24 protein-coding genes and 1 tRNA gene are annotated in these 20,958 nt (G+C 62.3%); 9 read left to right on the plus strand and 16 right to left on the minus strand.

All coding sequences use genetic code 11. The features are described from left to right. Window positions 1-20 precede the first annotated feature (20 nt). A complete protein-coding gene (locus OEG79_RS13160; RefSeq protein ID WP_264145450.1) occupies window positions 21-1,085 on the plus strand; it encodes an SMP-30/gluconolactonase/LRE family protein in 1,065 nt (354 codons plus the stop codon). 49 nt (window positions 1,086-1,134) lie between these two features. Here the strand turns inward: OEG79_RS13160 and gdhA are convergent, their stop codons facing one another. Both gdhA and OEG79_RS13170 read right to left on the minus strand, forming a co-directional pair. Continuing rightward, entirely contained in the window at window positions 1,135-2,472 is a 1,338-nt protein-coding gene (gene gdhA / locus OEG79_RS13165) for an NADP-specific glutamate dehydrogenase (RefSeq protein WP_264145451.1), read from the minus strand. 174 nt (window positions 2,473-2,646) lie between these two features. After that, window positions 2,647-3,453, minus strand: coding sequence for a lysophospholipid acyltransferase family protein (locus tag OEG79_RS13170; protein ID WP_264145452.1), 807 nt, complete (start codon window positions 3,451-3,453; stop codon window positions 2,647-2,649). A 97-nt stretch (window positions 3,454-3,550) separates the two neighbouring features. On the opposite strand from OEG79_RS13170, the gene OEG79_RS13175 reads away from it, so the two are divergent. Then, a complete protein-coding gene (locus OEG79_RS13175) occupies window positions 3,551-4,468 on the plus strand; it encodes a sulfurtransferase (protein ID WP_264145453.1) in 918 nt (305 codons plus the stop codon). Here the strand turns inward: OEG79_RS13175 and OEG79_RS13180 are convergent. Continuing rightward, window positions 4,399-5,567, minus strand: a protein-coding gene (locus tag OEG79_RS13180) for an IS3 family transposase (protein WP_264145293.1) whose coding sequence is annotated in 2 segments (ribosomal slippage) — window positions 4,399-5,306 and window positions 5,306-5,567 — 1,170 coding nt in all. Because the reading frame shifts where the segments join, the coding sequence is not laid out codon by codon here. The two genes, OEG79_RS13175 and OEG79_RS13180, sit on opposite strands and share 70 nt — an antisense overlap. Before the next feature lie 281 nt (window positions 5,568-5,848). Here OEG79_RS13180 and OEG79_RS13185 point away from each other — a divergent pair. After that, window positions 5,849-6,328, plus strand: a complete 480-nt coding sequence (locus OEG79_RS13185; RefSeq protein ID WP_264148720.1) for a hypothetical protein — start codon at window positions 5,849-5,851, stop codon at window positions 6,326-6,328. 150 nt (window positions 6,329-6,478) lie between these two features. Continuing rightward, complete coding sequence (locus OEG79_RS13190) at window positions 6,479-7,738, plus strand: OmpP1/FadL family transporter (RefSeq protein WP_264145454.1); 1,260 nt, start codon at window positions 6,479-6,481, stop codon at window positions 7,736-7,738. Window positions 7,739-7,785: 47 nt separating this feature from the next. Here the strand turns inward: OEG79_RS13190 and OEG79_RS13195 are convergent, their stop codons facing one another. From OEG79_RS13195 to moaB, 9 genes are all read right to left on the minus strand, one after another. Beyond that, window positions 7,786-8,337: a glutathione peroxidase gene (locus OEG79_RS13195; RefSeq protein ID WP_264145455.1), complete on the minus strand. Its 552-nt coding sequence runs from the start codon at window positions 8,335-8,337 to the stop codon at window positions 7,786-7,788. Window positions 8,338-8,399: 62 nt separating this feature from the next. After that, entirely contained in the window at window positions 8,400-8,525 is a 126-nt protein-coding gene (locus tag OEG79_RS13200) for a hypothetical protein (protein WP_264145456.1), read from the minus strand. Next, a complete protein-coding gene (locus OEG79_RS13205) occupies window positions 8,522-9,727 on the minus strand; it encodes an MFS transporter (RefSeq protein ID WP_264145457.1) in 1,206 nt (401 codons plus the stop codon). The genes OEG79_RS13200 and OEG79_RS13205 overlap by 4 nt, the downstream gene beginning before the upstream one ends. 52 nt (window positions 9,728-9,779) lie before the next feature. After that, the gene (locus OEG79_RS13210; protein ID WP_264145458.1) at window positions 9,780-10,184 is read right to left on the minus strand and encodes a MarR family winged helix-turn-helix transcriptional regulator; all 405 of its coding nucleotides are present in this window, start codon (window positions 10,182-10,184) and stop codon (window positions 9,780-9,782) included. A 161-nt stretch (window positions 10,185-10,345) separates the two neighbouring features. Beyond that, window positions 10,346-11,401: a nicotinate-nucleotide--dimethylbenzimidazole phosphoribosyltransferase gene (cobT, locus tag OEG79_RS13215; protein WP_264145459.1), complete on the minus strand. Its 1,056-nt coding sequence runs from the start codon at window positions 11,399-11,401 to the stop codon at window positions 10,346-10,348. 129 nt (window positions 11,402-11,530) lie between these two features. Beyond that, on the minus strand, window positions 11,531-12,055 hold the full coding sequence (locus tag OEG79_RS13220; protein ID WP_264145460.1) for a C40 family peptidase: 525 nt from the start codon (window positions 12,053-12,055) through the stop codon (window positions 11,531-11,533). Window positions 12,056-12,263: 208 nt separating this feature from the next. Then, entirely contained in the window at window positions 12,264-12,884 is a 621-nt protein-coding gene (locus OEG79_RS13225; protein WP_264145461.1) for a C40 family peptidase, read from the minus strand. 148 nt (window positions 12,885-13,032) lie between these two features. Further along, window positions 13,033-14,247: a gephyrin-like molybdotransferase Glp gene (gene glp / locus OEG79_RS13230; protein WP_264145462.1), complete on the minus strand. Its 1,215-nt coding sequence runs from the start codon at window positions 14,245-14,247 to the stop codon at window positions 13,033-13,035. Continuing rightward, a complete protein-coding gene (moaB, locus tag OEG79_RS13235; RefSeq protein WP_264145463.1) occupies window positions 14,244-14,783 on the minus strand; it encodes a molybdenum cofactor biosynthesis protein B in 540 nt (179 codons plus the stop codon). The genes glp and moaB overlap by 4 nt, the downstream gene beginning before the upstream one ends. 68 nt (window positions 14,784-14,851) lie before the next feature. On the opposite strand from moaB, the gene mobA reads away from it, so the two are divergent. The 3 genes from mobA (at window position 14,852) to OEG79_RS13250 (ending at window position 15,951) form a co-directional block, all read left to right on the plus strand. Then, a complete protein-coding gene (mobA, locus tag OEG79_RS13240; protein WP_264145464.1) occupies window positions 14,852-15,442 on the plus strand; it encodes a molybdenum cofactor guanylyltransferase MobA in 591 nt (196 codons plus the stop codon). 81 nt (window positions 15,443-15,523) lie between these two features. Further along, window positions 15,524-15,745: a YgdI/YgdR family lipoprotein gene (locus OEG79_RS13245; RefSeq protein WP_264145465.1), complete on the plus strand. Its 222-nt coding sequence runs from the start codon at window positions 15,524-15,526 to the stop codon at window positions 15,743-15,745. A 129-nt stretch (window positions 15,746-15,874) separates the two neighbouring features. Continuing rightward, window positions 15,875-15,951: transfer RNA gene (locus OEG79_RS13250), tRNA-Pro, on the plus strand. Between the two features lie 62 nt (window positions 15,952-16,013). Here the strand turns inward: OEG79_RS13250 and OEG79_RS13255 are convergent. Together OEG79_RS13255 and OEG79_RS13260 are read right to left on the minus strand one after the other, a co-directional pair. After that, on the minus strand, window positions 16,014-16,250 hold the full coding sequence (locus tag OEG79_RS13255) for a glutaredoxin family protein (protein WP_264145466.1): 237 nt from the start codon (window positions 16,248-16,250) through the stop codon (window positions 16,014-16,016). Window positions 16,251-16,299: 49 nt separating this feature from the next. Continuing rightward, the gene (locus OEG79_RS13260) at window positions 16,300-17,430 is read right to left on the minus strand and encodes a DUF5610 domain-containing protein (RefSeq protein WP_264145467.1); all 1,131 of its coding nucleotides are present in this window, start codon (window positions 17,428-17,430) and stop codon (window positions 16,300-16,302) included. Window positions 17,431-17,746: 316 nt separating this feature from the next. Here OEG79_RS13260 and OEG79_RS13265 point away from each other — a divergent pair, with 316 nt between their 5' ends. After that, a complete protein-coding gene (locus OEG79_RS13265) occupies window positions 17,747-18,994 on the plus strand; it encodes an OprD family porin (protein WP_264145468.1) in 1,248 nt (415 codons plus the stop codon). Between the two features lie 119 nt (window positions 18,995-19,113). Then, on the plus strand, window positions 19,114-19,386 hold the full coding sequence (locus tag OEG79_RS13270; RefSeq protein ID WP_264145469.1) for a Rho-binding antiterminator: 273 nt from the start codon (window positions 19,114-19,116) through the stop codon (window positions 19,384-19,386). A gap of 51 nt (window positions 19,387-19,437) precedes the next feature. Here OEG79_RS13270 and OEG79_RS13275 read toward each other — a convergent pair whose 3' ends face one another. Next, a complete protein-coding gene (locus tag OEG79_RS13275) occupies window positions 19,438-19,977 on the minus strand; it encodes a DUF2058 domain-containing protein (protein ID WP_264145470.1) in 540 nt (179 codons plus the stop codon). A 144-nt stretch (window positions 19,978-20,121) separates the two neighbouring features. Beyond that, window positions 20,122-20,952 carry a nucleoside triphosphate pyrophosphohydrolase gene (gene mazG / locus OEG79_RS13280; protein WP_264145471.1) on the minus strand — a complete coding sequence of 277 codons (831 nt, stop codon included), beginning with the start codon at window positions 20,950-20,952 and terminating at the stop codon, window positions 20,122-20,124. Window positions 20,953-20,958 lie beyond the last annotated feature (6 nt).

Here is a 20,958-nt window from a genome sequence, read left to right on the forward strand (position 1 = left end):
TCCGACACGGAAGAACAACAATGCTAAAAAAACTGCTTGCCCTGCTCGTCATGCTATTGGCCGCAGCGGCCGGTTACCTGGCGCTCAGCCCCAGCCCGATCGATCCGCTGCCCTGGGACGCTGCGCCCGCTCCGGAGATGACCGGCGTACTGGAACCCAACGACACCCTGATGAAGGCCGAACTGCTGGCTCGCGGCCAACTGCATGGCCCGGAAGACACCGCCGTCGACGACCAGAACCGGGTGTACGCCGGCCTGCATGACGGGCGCATCGTACGCGTGCTGGAAGATGACAGCCTGGAAACCTTCGCCGACACCGGTGGCCGGCCGCTGGGCATGAACTTCGACGCCAGTGGCAACCTGATTGTCGCCGACGCCTACAAGGGCCTGCTGAGCATCGACCCGCAAGGCGCGATCACCGTGCTGACCACCGAGGCGGACGGTCTGCCCTTCGCCTTCACCGATGACCTGGATATCGCCAGCGACGGCACCATCTATTTCAGTGACGCCTCCTCGCGTTTCCAGCAGCCGGACTACCTGCTCGACCTGCTCGAAGCGCGCCCGCATGGACGCCTGCTGAGCTACAACCCGGCCAGCGGTGAAACCCGGGTGCTGCTCGATGGCCTGTACTTCGCCAATGGCGTGGCGTTGTCGGCCGACGAAGACTTCGTGTTGGTCAACGAGACCTATCGCTACCGCATCACCCGTTACTGGCTCAAGGGAGATAAGGCCGGCCAGCATGACGTTTTCATCGACAACCTGCCCGGCCTGCCGGACAACCTGCAGGGCGACCGCAAGGGCACGTTCTGGGTGGCGTTGCCGACCCCGCGCAAGGCCGATGCCGACTTCCTCCATCGCCACCCCTGGCTCAAGGCGCAACTGGCCAAGCTGCCGCGGGCGATGTGGCCAAAGGCAATTCCCTACGGTTTTGCCATCGCCCTCAACGAGCAAGGCGAGATCGTCCGCAGCCTGCACGACACCAGTGGCACCCACCTGCGCATGGTCACCTCGGTGAAGCCGGTAGGCGATCATCTGTACTTCGGTAGTCTGGACAACGACCGCATCGGCCGGCTCGAGCTGCACTGACAAAAAGCCCCGGATGACCGGGGCTTTTTTTACCGCCAGATTGCGGGCCTCAGACCACGCCCTGGGCCAGCATGGCGTCGGCAACCTTGACGAAGCCGGCGATGTTGGCGCCCTTGACGTAGTTGATGCGGCCATTCTCCTCGCCGTGGTGCATGCAGGCGTGGTGAATGTTCTGCATGATGCCGTGCAGACGCTCGTCCACTTCGCCGGCGCTCCAGTGCAGACGCATGGCGTTCTGGCTCATTTCCAGACCGCTGGTGGCCACGCCGCCGGCGTTGGAGGCCTTGCCCGGCGCGTAGCAGATGCCGGCCTCGACGAACAGATCCACTGCTTCCAGGGTCGAGGGCATGTTGGCGCCTTCGGCCACGCAGATGCAGCCGTTCTTCAGCAGGGTACGGGCATCCTCGCCGTCCAGCTCGTTCTGCGTCGCACAGGGTAGCGCGATGTCGCACGGCAGGCCCCAGGGGCGCTGACCAGCGAAGAACTGCAGACCATAGTGCTCGGCCATCTCGCGCAGACGACCACGGCGCACGTTCTTCAGATCCATCAGGTACAGCCATTGCTCGTCGCTCAGGCCGCCCTCGACATACATGGTGCCTTCGGAGTCGGACATCGAAATCACCCGGCCACCCAGCTCCATGACCTTCTGCGCCGCGTATTGGGCGACGTTACCAGAGCCGGAAATAGCCACACGCTTGTCTTCGAAACCCTGATCGATGCGCTTGAGCATCTCCTGGGCGAAATACACGCAACCATAACCGGTCGCTTCCGGGCGGATCAGACTGCCGCCGTAGCTCAGGCCCTTGCCGGTCAGCACCGAGGTGAACTGGTTGGACAGGCGCTTGTACTGGCCAAACAGGTAGCCGATCTCGCGGCCACCGACGCCGATGTCACCGGCCGGCACGTCGAGGTCGGCACCGATATGGCGATACAGCTCAGTCATGAACGACTGGCAGAAGCGCATCACTTCACCTTCGCTCTTGCCCTTGGGATCGAAGTCCGAACCACCCTTGCCGCCGCCCATGGGCAGCGAGGTGAGCGAGTTCTTGAACACCTGCTCGAAGGCCAGGAACTTGAGCACCCCCAGGTTCACCGAGGGATGAAAGCGCAAGCCGCCCTTGTACGGGCCGATGGCGCTGCTCATCTGGATGCGGTAGCCGCGGTTGACATGCACCTGGCCGCGGTCGTCGACCCAAGGCACACGGAACAGGATCGCGCGCTCGGGTTCGACCATGCGTTCGAGAATGCCGGCATCGCGATAGCGCGGGTTGGCTTCGAGGAAGGGCCACAGACTGCGCACGACCTCTTCCACCGCCTGGTGGAACTCGGGCTGATCGGGATCGCGCTGCTTCAGGCGCGCCAGGAAAGAATCAACGGACAACGACATGCGGTACCTCGACACCACAAAGACAAAGTGGCCGGCACTCTATCAGGCAGCACAGCACCAAAACAGATCAAAATGTCGCCTAAATGAAACTTTTTAGTGCGCCAGCCCTATCAGGCGCCGGCGCAACTCATCTTCAGCCGCCCAAAAAACACCCCGAAATGCAGCATAACCACCCTATTGCGCACAGTTTTCGACCACTGGAGCGACATCGACGCCCGCCGCAGGTACAAGGTCGGCGCCCTGCAGCAATGTTTCGATGCTCTGCCGCGTATCGGCCATCAGAGCCGTCAGACTATCGCGGTCGTAGCGGCTGGCGTCGATCGCGGCACCAATCACGAACTGCACCGGCTGATCGAGATTCAGACGCCAGGTGCGTGCCGGCAACACATGTTGAATGCCGCGGATAGCGACCGGCACGATCACCGCATCGGTATCCAGCGCCAGATGGAAGCAGCCCTTCTTGAACGGCTGCAACCGCCCGTCGGCCGAACGCGTCCCCTCCGGAGCGGCCCATAGCACGATGCCACTTTCCATCATCTGCCGGGCACGCTCCAGGTCACGCCGGGACTGCTGCGGATCATGCCGGGCTACAGAGGGAAACTCGGCCGCGCGCATGGCACGACCGAGAAACGGAATGCGGTACAACTCGCTCTTGGCCAGCATGCGAATCGAACCCGGCATGGCGACGAAACTGGCTGGAATGTCGTAATGGCTGGAATGCGTGCAGAGGATCAGATAACGCCGGCCATCATCGAAGTTCGGACACTGGCCCTGCACCGTCATCCGCATGCGCACCAGCCGCAGCAACGCCGCAGACCAGGCGCGCGTGTAACCATCGACATGCTCGCGGCGCAGCCTTCCCACGGCGGCACGGCCAATCACCAGCAGGCAGAAATACAGCGTCACCCCCAGGGTCCCGAGCACCACGCCGATACGACGGGCCAGGTTGGCGCTACGCGCGATGGGTTGCAGACTCAGCATGAAACGGCTCCTTACCTATCGGGAGATCGATACGGGATGCAGCGGATGAGCTAGACGGTATGATGCCGGCAAACGCGTATACGACACAGGAGGTACCATGCCACTCGCTCAACTGATCAGCGCGACACACCTTCAGCAACGTCTGGGGCAGGACAACCTGGTGGTACTCGACTGCCGCTTCGCCCTTGAGGACCCCGCCTACGGCCGCCGCAGCTATCTGGACGGACATATCCCCGGGGCCCACTTTCTCGATCTCGAACAGGACCTGTCCGCACCGGTAGTCAAGGGCGTGACCGGGCGCCACCCGCTGCCGGACCCAAGCGCGCTGGTCGAACGCCTGCGCAGCTGCGGCCTGCGGGCGGACAGCCAGGTGGTGCTGTATGACGATGGTCCTGGCGCATTCGCCGCAAGGGCATGGTGGCTGCTGCTCTGGCTGGGCAAGCGCGATGGTCTGTATCTGCTCGACGGCGGCCTGAAAGCCTGGCGCGAGGCCGGCCTGGAACTGACCCTGGACCCACCGGAAAATGCTTCCGGCGACTTCTCGGCGCAACCTGACAGCAGCCTGCTGCTGAGTGCCGAACAGCTGGCCCTGCGCCTGGGCAATCCAGATCTCACCCTGCTCGACGCACGTGCCTTGCCACGTTTCCGTGGCGACGTGGAGCCGCTCGATCCGGTTGCCGGACACATTCCCGGCGCGCAATGCGCGGCATTCACCGACAACCTGAGTAGCGACGGCCGCTTCCTTCCGGCACAGGCGCTGCGCGAGCGCTTCGACAAACTGCGCGGTGATCGCCCGGTGGAAAACCTGGTGGCCTACTGCGGTTCCGGCGTTACTGCGTGTCACAACCTGTTCGCCATGAACCTGGCCGGTTACCCGCTGGCACCGCTCTACGCCGGATCATGGAGCGAATGGATCACCGATCCGTCACGTCCGATTTGTAGTGGTCAACAATTCCCGGACACAGAATTGAGTTTTTCTTCCGCAACCGCCGGCGGTACGAAGCCGTTGTGCTGATGCGGCCTTATCCAGTTGTACCGCTGCATGAGGTAGCGGCCGATGTCCTGCTCGGCCAACGCTGTCGTCATGTAACCCACTGTCGGCACCCACTCCGTTTTCAGGCTACGAAACAGCCGCTCCATGGGCGAATTGTCGTAACAATTTCCCCTTCGGCTCATGCTCTGAATCATCCGATAGCGCCAGAGCCGTTGGCGGAAACCCCGGCTGCCATATTGGCTGCCCTGGTCGCTGTGAAACAGCACGCCTTGTGGTCTGCCACGCATCTCGTAAGCCCTGTCGAGCGCTTTGACGACCAGTTCCGCATCAGGCTTGGCGGACATCGCCCAACCCACCACTCTGCGGCTGTACAAGTCCAAGACCGCCGCCAGATAGCTCCATCGACCCTCTGCCCAGATATACGTGATGTCGCCACACCAGACCTTGTTTGGCGCAGCCACGGTGAACTTGCGATCAAGCACATTGGGAATGTCGGGGCGCTCGACCGTGGCCTTCTTGTACGCATGAGAACCGGGCTGTTTGCTGATCAGTCCTTGTTCCTTCATCAATCTTCTGACTCTGAAACGCCCGACGTTAACGCCTTCATCCCGCAGCATGGCAACCAGACTGCGACTGCCCGCTGAGCCACGACTTTGGTTGAACAGCTCGTTGACACGACTGCGTAGGTTCACTCGGCGGACATCGATATGACGCCGCCGGGCCAAGTGGGCGTAATAACAAGACCGGGGTAGCTCGAAGACTGAACACAACAGTTGAACAGGGTAGTGCTTTACCAACTGCCGAATCGACTTCAACGTCTGCGCCCGTGTTCCTCGGCCATCAAGAGCGCAGTGGCCTCCTTTAATATTTTCTTCTCAAGCTCCAGCCGGTTGATACGGGCCTGAAGCTCCTGAATGGTCTGCTGCTCCGGTGTGAGCGCCTTGGCAGTGGGCGTAACGCCCCCGCGCTCCAGCTGCAACTGGGTAACCCAGCGGCGCAATAAGCTCTCACCTACATCGAGAGATCTGGCGGCCTCGGGACAGCTGTAGCCTTGGTCGAGCACCAGGCTGGCAGCCTCTCGCTTGAAAGTCGGGGTGAAGGTACGTCGTTGTCTGCTCATCGAACACCTCTGTATGGCGAGCATTCTCGCCCTAAATGGGTGTCTGGGGTTAGTAGACCACTACAATTGCCACTGGCGACTAAGCAGCGGTTTTAAGCACCAATCGAAATATGCCCAATAACTCAGATCCGAAATCAATTTAAAAACAGCCCTTTAAGACTGAAATATCGCACTAGACTTGAAAATGAGCGGCTAACCCCGCTCCCGGTGGGGCCTTTATCCTAGAGCCACCAGAATAGCTGCCAATGCACGGCCCCACCGGCACCCTTCGCGAGGACGTCATGGGAATAGCCGCCTGCGATCTCAGTCAGCACGTGATCCGCCCTACCCTTCTCTATCTGCAACGTCATAGCGACACAGCCGAGGCGCTGCTGCTGGGGGCCGCGGCCTGCCAGTCGGCACTCGGCAGCGCACTCGACACCCCGCAAGGCCACGGTCTTTATCGCATCAGCGAGCAGCGTCATCAGTCGCTCTGGGACCAGCACCTGGCCTTCGACCCCGAGCTTGCCAGCCGCGTCCGCGGTCTCGCCAGCCAGCACACCTTTCTCGAAGCACCGCACCTGGAACTCACGGTCAATCTGCGCTACGCCACGGCCATCGCCTGGTTGCTGATTGAGGTCGAGAAACTGGAACTACCCGCCGCCAATGACCTGATGGCCATGGGCCGAATCTGGTGCAGGGTTTTTCAGCCACAAGGTCGTCAGCACGACTTTCTCGAGGCCTGGCAACGCTGCATCGAACAGGCAAGCCAGGCGGCCTGACCGACTCGTCAGAAAAATAACTGAAGAAGATACGTACAAAATCCAACCAATTGTCCGACAATACGCTCTATTTCGGGAACTTAAGCGCCTTGGCAGGGGTCAGGAAAAACTGTAGCGTGCGCCCCCTCGCCTCACCATAGGAGCTTCCCCGTGAGCAAACGTCTTCTCAAGACCGGTCTCGCCGTCGCCATTACCGCCGCATCCAGCCAGGCTTTCTCCAGCGGCTTCGCCCTCAACGAACAGAGCATCGCCGGAATGGGCACGTCCTTTGCCGGACGCTCATCGTCCGCCGATGACGCCAGCACCGTGTTCGGTAACCCGGCCGGCATGTCCCGCCTCAAGCGTAGCGAGATCTACGTCGGTGCTGCGGCCATTTACGCCAAAAGCGATATCGACCGGGTCAACGCCAGCTCTCCGGGCGGTCCGATCGCGGGCAGCAATGACGGTGACATGGTGCCCGTCACAGGCGTGCCCATGGGTTACTACGTCAAACCGCTGGACGACAAGGTCGCATTCGGCCTCGGCATCTACGCACCGTTCGGCCTGATGACCGATTACGAGAGCAACTTCCAGGGTCGTTACTACGCGGACAAGAGCTATGTACGCGTGATTACCGTGCAACCCACCCTGAGTTACCGCTTCAACGACAAGCTGTCGGTCGGTTTCGGCCCTACCTTCAACCATATCGAAGGTGAGCTGACCTCGTCCCTGTTTACGCCGCTTGGCGATGGCAAGGTAAAGGTCAAGGGTGATGACGTGGCCGTGGGCTTCAACGTCGGCATGCTCTATGAGTTCACGCCCGGCACCCGTGCCGGCCTTACCTACCACTCGCGCGTGAAGTACGAACTGGAAGGTGACACTCGCGTCGAAGCCCCGGCGCTGGTAGGTATCGCCGGCAAGTACGACGCCAATCTGGAGCTGACTACTCCCGAATCCGTAGATCTTTCGTTTACCCACGAACTCGATGATCGCTGGACCCTGTACGTCGGCAGCACCTGGACGCGCTGGAGCCGCCTCAAGGAAATTCGTGTGGAGAACGATGCCCCGGCATTACCGGCCAACCTCTCCACCATCGTCGAGGATCAGAACTGGCACGATACCTGGGCCCATGCAGTTGGCCTGTCGTACAAGCTCAATCCGCAGTGGACGCTGCGCACCGGTATCGCCGTCGACCAGTCGCCGACCAATAACGTCGACCGTTCGCCCCGCATTCCCTCGGGCGACCGCACCATTTTCAGCGTTGGCGCCGGCTGGAGTCCGAACCAGGACATGACCATCGATCTGGCCTACTCCTACCTGCAGGAAGAATCGGTGAACGTGGATCACGTCAGTGCCTCCCGTGGCACCTACCGCGCACGCTACAAGAACAGCGCGCACGGTCTGGGCGCCGCGATCAGCTACCGCTTCTGATCGGAATCATCCCCGCGGCCAGGGACGGCCCGTACCAATCCGCATACTCAGGGCTGCGACGCGATGGCCTTCTCGACGGCGGCGATCAGTTCCGGATCGTCCGGTTTGGTCAGGCTGGAGAAACTGGCGAGCACCTTGCCCTGACGGTCGACCACATATTTGAAGAAGTTCCAGCGCGGCCGCCGGCTCTGCTCGGCCAGGCCCTTGAACAGAGGAATGGCGTCATCACCGGAAACGGCTTGCGGCTCGGTCATGGCGAAGGTCACGCCGTAATTGACGTAACAGACAGTGGCCGTCTCCTGGCTATCAGCGGACTCCTGGCGAAAATCGTCGGACGGCACGCCCAGAACTTCCAGCCCCTGATCCCTGTAGCGCTGATAGAGCGCTTCAAGCCCTTTGAATTGCGGAGTGAAGCCGCAGAAGCTGGCGGTGTTGACCACCAACAGCGGTTTGCCGGCGAATTGGCAGAGTTCGATGTTCTCGCCCTTGGCACGCAGCCTGGGCAGTTCGCCCTGCAGCATCGCCGGACACTCGGCGGCCAGTGCCGGCAACGTCAAACTGGAGAGCAGTAACGCGCGGGCAAAACGGCGAATGGACATGACGATGACCTCGAGCTGTAACGCGATCTCACCACGCTACTCGCAGCCCAAGTCTCAGGCAACTAGCAGATGCCCACGCCCAGCTGCAGCAGGGCCAGGCCACCCTGGCGCCAGCCCCACCAGGCCAGTACCAGAAGCAGGCCGGCGCCCAGCGCAACGGCACTGAGCGTCAGCACCTTGCGCTTCATGCTGGCGCCCCCTGCAGGCGCGCCACCGGAACCTCGCGCACCGGCCAGTTGAGCACCGCAGCCATCAGGCTCAGACCGATGGAAATCTGCCAGACCAGATCGTAACTGCCGGTGGTGTCGTACAGATAACCGCCCAGCCAGCCACCGAGGAAGGAGCCGAGCTGATGGAACAGGAAGACGATACCGCCAAGCATCGACAGGTTACGCACGCCAAACAGGGTGGCCACGGTGCCGTTGGTCAGCGGCACCGTCGACAGCCACAGCAGGCCCATGGCGATGCCGAACAGGTAGGCGCTCCACTGCGTCAGCGGCGCCACCAGGAACAGCGTGATCACCACCCCGCGCAGCAGATACAGCGCGCTGAGCAGACGCGGCTTGGACATGCGCCCGCCGAGCCAGCCGGCGATGTAGGTACCGAAGATATTGAACAGACCGACCAGCGCCAGCACCGTGGTACCGGTCAGTGCCGGCAGATGATGATCGACCAGATAGGCCGGCAGGTGCACGGCAACGAATACCACCTGGAAGCCGCAGACGAAGAAACCCAGCGCCAGCAGCCAGAACCCGGAATGGCTGGCAGCCTCACGCAATGCTTCCAGCAGCGTCTGCTCTGGGCCATTGCTCACTGGTGGCGGCGTCTCGTTGATCATTGCGGCCAGCGGCAGGATCAGGGCAACCAGCAGCCCCAGCGCCAGCAACGCGGCAGACCAGCCGAGCCAGCCGATCAACCCGAGCGTGCCCGGCAACATGGCGAACTGGCCGAAGGAGCCCGCAGCCGCAGCGATGCCCATGGCCATGCTGCGCTTCTCCACCGGCACGGCACGGCCGACCACACCGAGAATGACCGAGAACGACGTGCCGGACAGTCCGATACCGATCAGCAGGCCGGCGCTCAGCGACAGCGACAACGGCGAATCGGCCATGCCCATAAACACCAGACCCAGCATGTAAAGCACACCGCCGATGATGATGGCCTTGCGCGCACCGAAGCGGTCGGCCAGCGCACCGGTGACCGGCTGCGCCAGGCCCCAGATCAGGTTCTGCAACGCGATGGCGAAGGCGAATACCTCGCGGCCCCAGCCGAACTCCGCACTCATCGGCGGCAGAAACAGGCCGAAACCATGGCGAGTGCCGAGCGACAGCGCCAGGATCAGCGACGCCCCGAGCAGCAGCCAGGTGGTTGAACGCCATGCAGTTGTCATCGTTATCTCCAGCAGACGGCCGCCAGCGGCCGTTCAGGCAGTAAAGGGCCCATCAGGCCAGTTCGTCGAGCAGCTTCATCAACTCGCTACGGCGTCCTTCGCCCAGCCGAGCATTCAGCTCACGCTGCACCTGTTCCCACAGTGGCAGCGCCTGTTCGATACGTTGCAGGCCGGCTTCTGTGAGCCGTACCTCGCGAGCGCGTAGATCACGCCCCTCACCCATTTGCACCAGCCCCTGTTCTTCGAGCACCCGCAGATTGCGCCCCAGAGTGCTGCGATCCAGCCCCATGGCTTCGGCCAGTGCGGAAATGCTCGGCTGTCCGAGCCGCTGCACATGGCGCAGCAGGGAAAACTGGGCAGCCCCGAGCCCGACGGCAGCCAGCGCATCGTCGTAGCGGCGGGTCACGCCACGGCTGGCGCGGCGCAGTTGGGTGCAGAGGCAGGAAGTCGGCAACATGGATACAGGTATATACCCGCATCGGCGATTCGCACTCATACAGTTGCGCAGCGCGTGGCCATAACAGTTGCTTCAGAAAGTCGATATCCGTACCGACAGGGCACTGCACCGGATCGAACAAAGCGCCGTATCGTCGTGAAGCGGCAACTCCAGATGCAGCATCAGCTCCGTCTCTCGGCCACAGCGGCCTCGGCGAAGGTCGCCATCTGCCCGTGCAGCGCACAGGCCAGGCGCAGCAACGGCACAGCCAAGGCGGCACCGCAGCCCTCACCCAGGCGCAAACCGAGTTCCAGCAGCGGTTCGGCTTCCAGCGCCTGTAGCACGCGCACGTGACCGGGCTCGGCACCATGATGGGCAAACAGCAGCCACTGACGGCAGGCGGGATTGAGGCGCACCGCGAGCAAGGCCGCGACGCTGCAGATGAAGCCATCCACCAGTACGGCGATACCCAGCTGCGCCGCAGACAGATATACACCCGTGAGCGCAGCGATTTCGAAGCCGCCAAGGTGGACCAGCGCCTGCAGCGGCCCATCGATTTTCGCCCGGTGCATTGCCAGCGCCGCATCGATCACACGCGCCTTGTGCACCACACCGGCCTCGTCCAGCCCAGTGCCGGCACCGGCCAGCTCGCTCGCCGGGCAATCCAGCAGCCAGCAGGCCAACGCAGTGGCTGCCGTGGTACTGCCAATGCCCATCTCGCCACCGACGAACAGATCGCAGCCTGCGACGCGAGCACGCTGCACGCTGTCTCGCCCCGCCTCCAGACAGATCATCGTCTGAGCCAGAGTCATGGCCGGATCACGAACGAAATTCTGCGTACCGGCGCCAACATGCAGACGCCGTACGCCAGGCAGCGGCGGCGGCGGCCCGGCAGTGCCCAGGTCGATTACCTCCAGCGCTGCATCCAGCTCACGCGCCAACACGCTGATGGCTGCGCCGCCTTTTGCAAAGTTGGCCAGCATCTGCCCGGTCACACTCTGCGGATAGGCGGAAACGCCTTCGGCCACCACGCCATGATCACCGGCAAAAACGGCAATCCACAATTTGTCGAGGACCGGTCGCTCGCGCCCCTGCAGCGCCGCCAGATGAATGGCCAGCGCTTCCAGACGGCCAAGTGAACCGGCCGGCTTGGTCAACTGTTGCTGACGGGTCTCAGCCTTGGCTCGAGCGACGTGGTCAAGCGGCTGGCAGGGCCCCTGCCACCATTGCAGACTCATAACGCATCCCCTAAGTCTTGTCGTGCAGTGCTTTGGGAATCGGATGGTGGCTACTCAGCGCCACCGGGCGCGCGCAAGACTCGCAGACCTCTGGCTGAGGAGCAGGCGGATGGGCTCGGCCAGGACCAATCAGGGATTGCGGGCGAGCTCGGGCGTGATCACACGCTTGGCATCGAGGTAGACACGCTGCCAGTAGACATTGTCGAGACTGTCCAGGCGCACGGTGCCGCCACTTGATGGCGCATGGACAAAACGCCCTTCCCCGACATAGATGCCGGCATGACTCACGGCGCGCCCGCCATTGGTGGCGAAGAACACCAGATCACCACTCTGCAGCGCATCGCGACGTACCTCCGGCGTGCGCATCGCACTCAACTCGCGGGTCGAGCGCGGCAGGCTGATACCCGCGGCATCTCGATAGACATAACCGATCAGGCCGCTGCAGTCGAAACCGCCTTCCGGTGTATTACCACCATAACGATAAGGCGTACCGACCAGCCCCAGGGCACGAAACAGAACGTCTTCAGCGCCTCCCTGCCAGGAAGAGGAAGAGACCGCTGGACTATAGACCGGCTGAGGAGAGGGTGCACGACTGCTACAGGCGCTCAGCAGCAGCGCAATAGAAATGAGAACGACGCGGGTCGTTAAGGGCATAAGCGAGGCGATCCAGAGCCTGAATGCGTCCTACTCTGCCCATTGCAGGCAAACGGCGCAACCCTCAAGACCCTTACAAAGTCCGCTGCGCGTAGGCAGCTTCTGCGTCAAAACAGGCTCGGGGCGCTCATGTACCGCAGTACACTGCGCCTCCTTACCTGTTTTTTTCCTGGCATTACGCCAGCGCGCCAGCCTTTGCCGCGACACATCAATTGGGGCGTTTGGCTGCGACCTGCTCATCCACCGGGGCCAGCGCCAGGACGCGCTTGGCCTGCAGGTAACTGCGGTTCCAGTAGCTGTCATCCAGGCTGTCGATACGCACACCGCCGCTGCGGCTGCTACTGGAATGGATGAACTGGTCATCGCCCAGATAGATACCAGCATGGCTGACGCGACCGCGACCGCGATCGTTGAACAGGATCAGGTCACCAGGTTCGAGATCGGCACGTGCCACCTTGGGCGCGTCGAGGTTGATCAGCTCACGAGTGGAGCGAGGCAGCTCCAGACCGAGCTCCTCACGGAACAGGTAGCCAACGAAACCGCTGCAATCGAAACCGGACTGCACCGAAGTGCCGCCGTAACGATAACGCGTACCGATCAGCGAACGCCCGAGATCGAGCAGGCTGTCGGCCAGTTGCGGCATTTCGTAGGGTTTATCGTCGATCAGCGCGTTGACTTCATCAGCAGCAGCCTCGGCCTGATGAGAGAACGTACTATCAACGGGGTCGATCCTGGTTTCACTGACCTGCGGCTGCGGCGAATGGCCGGCGCAGGCAGCGAGAAAGACCGTCAGTGCAAGAGGCACGAGGGGTGCGAAGCGTTTTAGCATGGGCACGACCGTGTCGGTTGAATTTATAAGTCGGCGACTATGCCCTCTATAGTGTCCATTTGCAAATTCTATCGTCAGAAATGTGACCAAGTGGTCTCAGCATGCCATCTAACGCGCCCAGCCATCTGTAAGCCGGGCGCCTGATTCTTCAGCCAAGAATCTCGCTCAAGGGAATGAAACGCAGCGTATCCCCTTCGGCCAGTGTGCTGCCCTCCATCACCTCAGCCAGTCCTTCGGCCCAGGCGGCGCTTCGCAGAACGCCAGAACTCTGATTGGCATAAGGCACCGCACGACCATTTTCCAGACGTGCACGCAGGTACTCACGACGCATGCCCGGTTTTCCCCAGCTGAAACCCGCGGGCACCGCGAAACCCAGGGGTTCGACCCGCTGCACGCCGAGGCGGCGCAGCATATAGGGGCGCGCCAGCAAACCGAAGGTGACCAGTGTCGAGGCCGGATTGCCCGGCAGACCTATCACCGGCACGCCCTGGTAATGACCGAAAGTCAGTGGCTTGCCCGGCTTGATCGCCAGCTTCCACAACGCCAGCTCACCCGCCTCACGCAGGGCCAGGCCGAGATAGTCCGCCTCCCCCACCGAAACACCGCCCGTGGAAAGAATCAGATCCACCTCGCCCAGAGTGCCCAGCGCTTCCCGGGTGCGCTGCAGGTCGTCGGGCAAGATGCCCGCATCCACCACGGCGCAGCCCAGACGTTGCAGCCAGGCGATCAGCAAACGCCGGTTGCTGTTATAGATCTGCCCCGGACCGAGCGCCTGCCCCGGTTCTACTAGCTCATCGCCAGTGGACAACACGGCAACGCGCAGACGCCGGCGTACCGACAACCGCGCGGCGCCCAGGGATGCGGCCAACCCCAGCTCGACAGGCCCAAGGCGCGTACCGGCTGGCAGTACGCAGTCCCCCATGCGGGTTTCCTGACCCTGGGCGCGAACATTCTGCCCGGCTTTCAGCCGCTCGCGGAAATGCACGCATCCCGCCTCATCAACCTCGACGTTCTCCTGCATCTCCACGGTATCGGCGCCTTCAGGCAGCGGCGCTCCGGTGAAAATGCGCGCGCAGGTTCCCGGCTCCAACGGCACGGGCGCAGCGCCGGCCTGAATGCGCTGACTGACGGGCAACGGCTGGCCGCTCCAGTCAGCCAGGCGCAGGGCGTAGCCGTCCATGGCGCTGTTGGCCCATGGCGGCAGATCCAGCGCCGCGATCAGCGGCTCGGCCAGCACCCGGCCATCGGCCTCGGCCAGCACGACCTGCTCGGTCTGCTCGACGGGAGCCGCGTCGGCCAATGCCAGCAGACGCTCCAGCGCCGCCTCCATGGGCAGCAGGCCGGGATGATCGCAACAGCTCATCCGCGCGACTCGCACGCGCCCACCGATTTGAGGTGCGGCACGAAGTTGCAGGGACGATGCCGTGCATCCAGCTGTTCAGCGAGAATCCCGTCCCAGGCAGTGCGGCAGGCGTTGGTCGAGCCTGGCAGGCAGCACACCAGCGTGCCATTGGCCAAACCGGCCAGTGCGCGCGACTGAATGGTCGAGGTGCCGATATCGGTTACGGATATCTGCCGGAACAGCTCGCCAAAACCGTCGACCTGCTTGTCCAGCAGGCAGGCAACCGCTTCCGGTGTGCTGTCGCGCCCGGTGAAACCGGTACCGCCGGTAATCACCACGACCTGCACCTGATCCTCGGCAATCCAGGTCGCGACCTGGGCGCGGATCTTGTACAGATCATCCTTGAGCAGTACACGGACAGCCAACTGGTGGCCGGCAGCGGTCAGGCGATCGACCAGCAATTGGCCCGAGGTATCGGTCTCCAGCGTACGCGTGTCGCTGACGGTCAGCACGGCGATGTTCAGCGGCACGAAAACCGCATCGGCCTTGTGGTTCATGGCAGGCATCCAATTGGGAGAGAATGGGCGCTGTTATATCACACAGCCTGACGTCGGAGACCGCCCAGATGCCTGCACCAGCCCCCTCCCTCCCCTGCTCGGTGTTACTGCTTTCCGGCGGTCGAGGCCAGCGTATGGGCGGGCAGGACAAGGGGCTCATCGAATGGCGCGGCTGCCCCCTGATCACCTGGCTGCATGACCTGACCAGGCCGCTGAGCGATGACCTGATCATCTCCTGCAATCGTAACAGCGAGCGTTACGCCCTCTACGCCGACCAGCTGGTAGCCGACGAGGATAGGGATTTTCAGGGCCCACTGGCCGGCATTCGCGCCGGAATGGCTGTAGCGCGCCATGAGCAGATGCTGGTGCTGCCCTGCGACGCCCCGCTGGTGGACCGCGCACTGATCGAATCGCTACTCGCCCACGCAGGCGACCGGCCTGTAGTGATTCGCCAGGGCGACTATTGGCAGCCGCTGTTCTGCCTGCTGCCGACCCGCTTGAAGGATGATCTGGAGCAGGCCTGGCAGGCCGGCGAACGCAGCCCACAACGCTGGTTCGCCAGGCTGTCGCCGATTGCCGTTGTTTGCCCGATGGAAGATGAACGGCTGGCCAACCTCAACACCCCTGAAACGCTGGCGCAAAGTACGCCCGCCAGCTGAGGCAGAACGGCCGCTGCGGAACTCATACAGGAGTTTTACGTCAGAACGTAGGCACCCCATTTGTACGCAAGGAGACAAACCATGACCAAAAGGATCATCCCCGCCCTGCTGATGACTCTCGGCTTCGCTGTACTGGCTGGCTGCTCCACGCCATCGGTGATCACGCTGAACGACGGGCGCGAGATCCAGACCGTGGACAAGCCCAAGTTCGATGAAGAGTCCGGCTTCTACGAATTCGAGCAACTCGACGGCAAGCGCGCCACGATCAACAAGGATCAGGTGCAGACCGTCAAGGAACTCTGAGGCGAGAACCCGAGGCATCGCCGAAGGACGCCGAGCTTGCGCCGGCCGCATAAAAGGACGAACGGCCTGCAGATTTTTTCAGGCTAACCCCTTGTGCGGTAAAAGTTTTTCGGTAGAATACGCCTCATTCGGAGTGTAGCGCAGCTTGGTAGCGCGTCTCGTTCGGGACGAGAAGGTCGCAGGTTCGAATCCTGTCTCTCCGACCAAATCAAAAAACCCGCCCTAACCGGCGGGTTTTTTATTGCCTGCAATTTATCGGTGCCGCCTTTCAGCTGAGAAAGGCCACCACCTGATCGGCATCGAACGGCCAGTTCAGCTCACTGCCGGTGTCGCAACGACGCAGCACCGGAATGCGCAAACCGTAGTGATCGACCATGCCTTCGTGCTCGGCAATGTCGATCAGCTCGACCAGCAAGCCATTCTCGACGAAGGGCATCAACAGCGCCTCGGCCACCTCGCAGAGATGGCAGCCCAGGGTTCCGAAAAGTTGGCATTCAGGGGTCATGTGCGCACCTCTCTGTCAGCGAGGTGCGCAGTTTAACACCGGGCGGAGATCAGCTCGCGTCGCTTGCCTGGGCGGCGAGCAGAGACTGCAGGCCATCCAGCAGGCTGCGGTTGAGACTGTCGGCCTTGTCCAGACGCGCCTGGTCGAAACGCTCGTCGAGCGAGAAGCCGCCCTTGAGCAGATCCTTGAGCAGGCCACCCGCATCCTGGGTCAGCTCACCGGCACTGCGTAGCGCATCGAGCAGACCCTGGGCATAGTCCTGGAGATCGCTGTTGACCGCACTTGCACCCTGCCCGGCCACAGCACCGTAGGCATCGGTAGCCTGGCGTACGCTGGTCTGGGTCAGCCGCAGGGACATCGACGCCAGTTGCTCGCTGTCCATCTCCAGCGCCATGGCGCGGTCGAAGGCGCCGGCCAGATCACCGGCATAGAACTTGTCGGAAAGGTCCTGAACCTGGCTGAAGAGTTTCTCCAGCGCCTTGATCTCGTCAGCGTCCAGCTCGCCTTCGACAGACACTTGCCAGCCGCCGATACGCATGCTGCCGGACTGACTGCTGGCGGCCACGCTGGTGGACTTGCCATCGCCGGAGGCGGCGAAGCTGCTCTGCGACCAGCTGGCCGAAGCCTGAGCCACGGAAATACGCAGTCGGTCGCCATCGCGAGTGGTAATGGACAGATCGAAGGTCTCCGCCAATGCGCTGAAGCGCTCGCTGTAGCCTGCCACCGCGACCTTGTCCGAGGCGCTCGGGACGGCACTGCCAAAGCGCTTGTCGAGATCACCGAGGCCATCTTGGATACGCTTGTAGGTGTCATCGATATCGCCTGCCACCTGGCCTTTGAGCACACCCATGCCATCGAGGATCTTGCGCGCTTCGGCGAAGCCCTTCTCCACACCTTCACGCGCCTGACTCAGCAGCTTGTCCAGCTTGGCCGGGTCAGCACCGGCTGCCGCCTCGCTCTGCAGGCGCTGCTCGATGAAACCGAGAATCCGCCCGGCAACCTTTTCAGGGGTGAAGTCGTCACGCGAGCCGGAAAGCGAACCCGGCGGCACGCCCAGTTTCTCGGCGAGGCGATTGGCCAGAACGGCCTGCGCATCGGCGGCATTGTTGCGCGCGGCAATGGACTGGCCGGCTTGCGCGGCACGGGACGCGGCGGAATTGAGTGAGCTCAGAGGATTCATGACGGGTACCTGAACAGGTTATCTGCCGAATTTAACGACCGCCCAAGAGCAAGCTTTAGCTTTTATCGACCAACGGTTGCCGATTCTTCCGGCCTCGATTGCCTGCGAATACGTTTTTCTGATCAGCGGCACCGCCATGAAAAGCCCCGACAGGCACGACTTAGAGCCTGCGCCCGTCCGGCCCTGATTTGCCGCGACTGGCGGCCAGACTAAAGTCTTACAGTCGACTCGTTATCCAGATGCTTTATTTCATCGCGCCGTAACTGGCCGGTCACATTGTGTCCGGCCTGACAATAACAACGAGGAGACAACAATAATGAGCAAGACTCCCCTCGCCCGCGCCGTGGCCCTCGCCACGCTGGGCGCCAGCCTGACGCTGCCATCCCTGGCACAGGCTGACTTCATCGGCGACAGCAAAGCCACTCTGGAACTGCGCAACTTCTACATGAATCGCGATCTGCGCGACACGGGCGTCGCTCAGTCAAAACGCGAGGAATGGGCACAGGGCTTCATCCTCAAGGCTGAATCCGGTTTCACCGAGGGTACCGTCGGGTTTGGTCTGGACGCCTATGCCGGCCTGGGGCTGAAGCTTGATTCGTCCGACGAACGTGCAGGCACCGGCCTGCTGCCCAACGGTTTCGGCGACGAGGGGCCGGACGAATATTCGGAGTTCAGCGGGGCAGTCAAGGCACGTATATCCAAGACCGTCGCCAAGGTGGGCGGGCTGATGCCCAAGCTGCCCATCGTTTCCGCCGGTGACTCGCGCCTGCTGCCGCAGGTTTTCACCGGCGGCATGATCACCTCGCAGGAGATCGACGGCCTGACCCTAAATGGCGGTCAGCTGCGTGAGGTGAACCAGCGAAACTCTACTGATAGGGAGGATATCCTCGTCACCAACTATCCCGGCGTTGCAAGTGACCGTTACAACTTTGCGGGCGGCGACTACAAATTCAACGGCGGCAATACCACTGTCGGCCTGTGGTACGGCGAGCTGGACGATATCTACGACCAGAAGCTGTACAACCTGATCCACGTGCAGCCGATCGGCGACTGGAAGCTGGGGGCCAATCTGGCCTACTTCGACTCCCAGGACAACGGCCGCAAACTTGGTGGCAAGCTGGACAACGACCTGACGTCGGTGAACCTCTGGGCGGGCATCGGCGCGCACACTTTCCGCCTCGGCTATCAGAGGGTCAGCGGGGACGGCGCATTCCCCTTCCTGAGTGAAACCGATCCCTATATCGTCAACTATATCCAGATCCTCGACTTTACCCGCGCGGACGAGAAATCTTGGCAAGCACGCTATGACGTCAACTTCGCCAGCTATGGCATTCCCGGGCTGACGGCCTTCGTACGCTACGTCACCGGCGACGGCTTCGACGGCGTAGGCGGCACGAGCGGCAAGGAATGGGAACGCGATGTGGATATCAGCTACATCATCCAGGAAGGCCCGCTGAAAAACCTCGGCGTGCGCTGGCGTAACGCGATGGTGCGCTCGAACGCGACTATCGGTGACCTGGACGAGAACCGCCTGATCGTCAGCTACACCATCCCACTGATGTAAACACACCGGTAATACGAAAACGCCGCAACGTCCATAAGGGGTTGCGGCGTTTTTTGTTTCTCCGCAAACAGTCGCAGCCACTTCTCGACTAGGCTCTGGTAATTGCGGAGGAAAACTCGATGGATGACTACCAACCCCTCGCCTGCGATCTCTACGACTACCTGGAGATCGCCTGCATGCACCGCTATCAGCTGGATATCGAACTGGTCGACGGCTCTCACCTGCGGGGCCAGGCCCTGACCACTGAAACCATGGCGAACAAGGGAGAGTTTCTGCTGGTGCACACGGCCGATGGCCAGCAGCGTCTGCGCATGGATCGCTTGCTGGCAATCACCCCACTGGATGCAGGCGCCAGTTTCGGCCGGGTGCTGTTAAGCGGCAAGAGCTGCTGAACCGGCGCAGGTGTTGCCACGCACCCCATGCGAACCTGCAGTAACGCGGTGTTACCACATCAGATCGTCAGGGATCTGATAGGCCGCGTAAGGGTCGTCGGCATCCGGCTCTTCGACATGCGTATTGAGCAGAACGATGCGCGAGGCGTCGCGCTCCTGAATCTTCAACGCTGCCTCACGCGGGATGACCTCATAGCCACCGCCATGGCGGACGATGGCCAGCCAGCCGTTGGACAGCTTGTTGCGCACCATGGTGTTGACCGGCAGGCGCTTGACCTTCTTGTCGTCGACGAAGTTGTAGTAGTCCTCGCCATCGAGCTTGGGCAGGCGTGAACGCTCGATCAGTTGCTTGATCTGCGCGGCACGGGCTTTCTGCTCGGCTTTTTCCTGCTGCTGGCGGTTCAGCTCCTGGTCACGCGCAGCCTTCTCGGCCTGAGCCTGCAGCGCTGCCTGGCGGGCGCTGTCGTCGAGTTCGGCCTGGCCCTTGTGCGCCAGACGCTTCTGCTTCTGCTGCTGTTTGCCAACCTGCTTGGCCTGTTTTTCATTGACCAGGCCGGCTTTGAGCAGCTGGTCGCGCAGGGAAAGACCCATGAATAAAGATCCCGAACATGATTTTGTTGCGGCAGCGGCGCAGATTCGCGCTGCCAGTCCAAGGCGCCCAGCATAAGGGCTAAGGCGCAACGGCTCCAGCCCGAAAAGCCGCCACTGGCCCGGTTGCAATCCGGGTAATCGTGCTCAGCAAGCGGGAGACTGCTTCTCCAGCTTCTTCGCCTCACCCCACAACGCGTCCAGCTCCTCCAGCGAGCAGCTGTCGAGACCACGCCCGGCTTCACGCACGCTTTGTTCGATAAAGCGAAAGCGTCGCTCGAACTTGCCATTGGCCGCACGCAGCGCAGCTTCCGGGTCGACTTTCAGGTGCCGCGCCAGGTTGGTGACGACGAACAGCAGGTCGCCAATCTCCTCGGCCACCGCCTCGGCATCGTTCTCGCTCATGGCTTCGAGTACTTCGTCCAGCTCTTCGCGCACCTTGTCCACCACCGGCAGCGCTTCGGGCCAGTCGAACCCGACCTGGGCCGCACGCTTCTGCAGCTTGGCGGCGCGCGAAAGCGCCGGCAGCGCAGTGGGTACGTCGTCGAGCAGGGACAACTGCTCCGGCGCCTTGGCTTTCTCGGCGCGCTCCTGGGCCTTGAGCTCTTCCCAGCGCTGCTTGACCGCAGCCTCCTCCAGCTTCGCCGCATCGGCAGCGCCGTACAGATCGCCATCGGGAAATACGTGCGGGTGGCGGCGGATCAGCTTGCGGGTGATGCCATCGACCACCCGGGCAAAGTCGAAACGCCCCTCCTCGCGCGCCAGCTGGCTGTAGTAGACCACCTGAAACAGCAGGTCGCCCAGCTCGCCCGGCAGGTGATCGAAATCGCCGCGCTCGATGGCGTCGGCGACCTCGTAGGCCTCTTCCAGGGTATAAGGCACGATGCTCGCGTAGCTTTGCTTGAGGTCCCACGGGCAGCCGTGTTGCGGATCACGCAGGCGCGCCATCAGGTGCAGCAGGTCGTCGAGCTGGTACATGAATAC

It is taken from the genome of Pseudomonas sp. Z8(2022) (genome assembly GCF_025837155.1).
In the GTDB taxonomy this organism is placed as follows: Bacteria; Pseudomonadota; Gammaproteobacteria; order Pseudomonadales; family Pseudomonadaceae; genus Aquipseudomonas.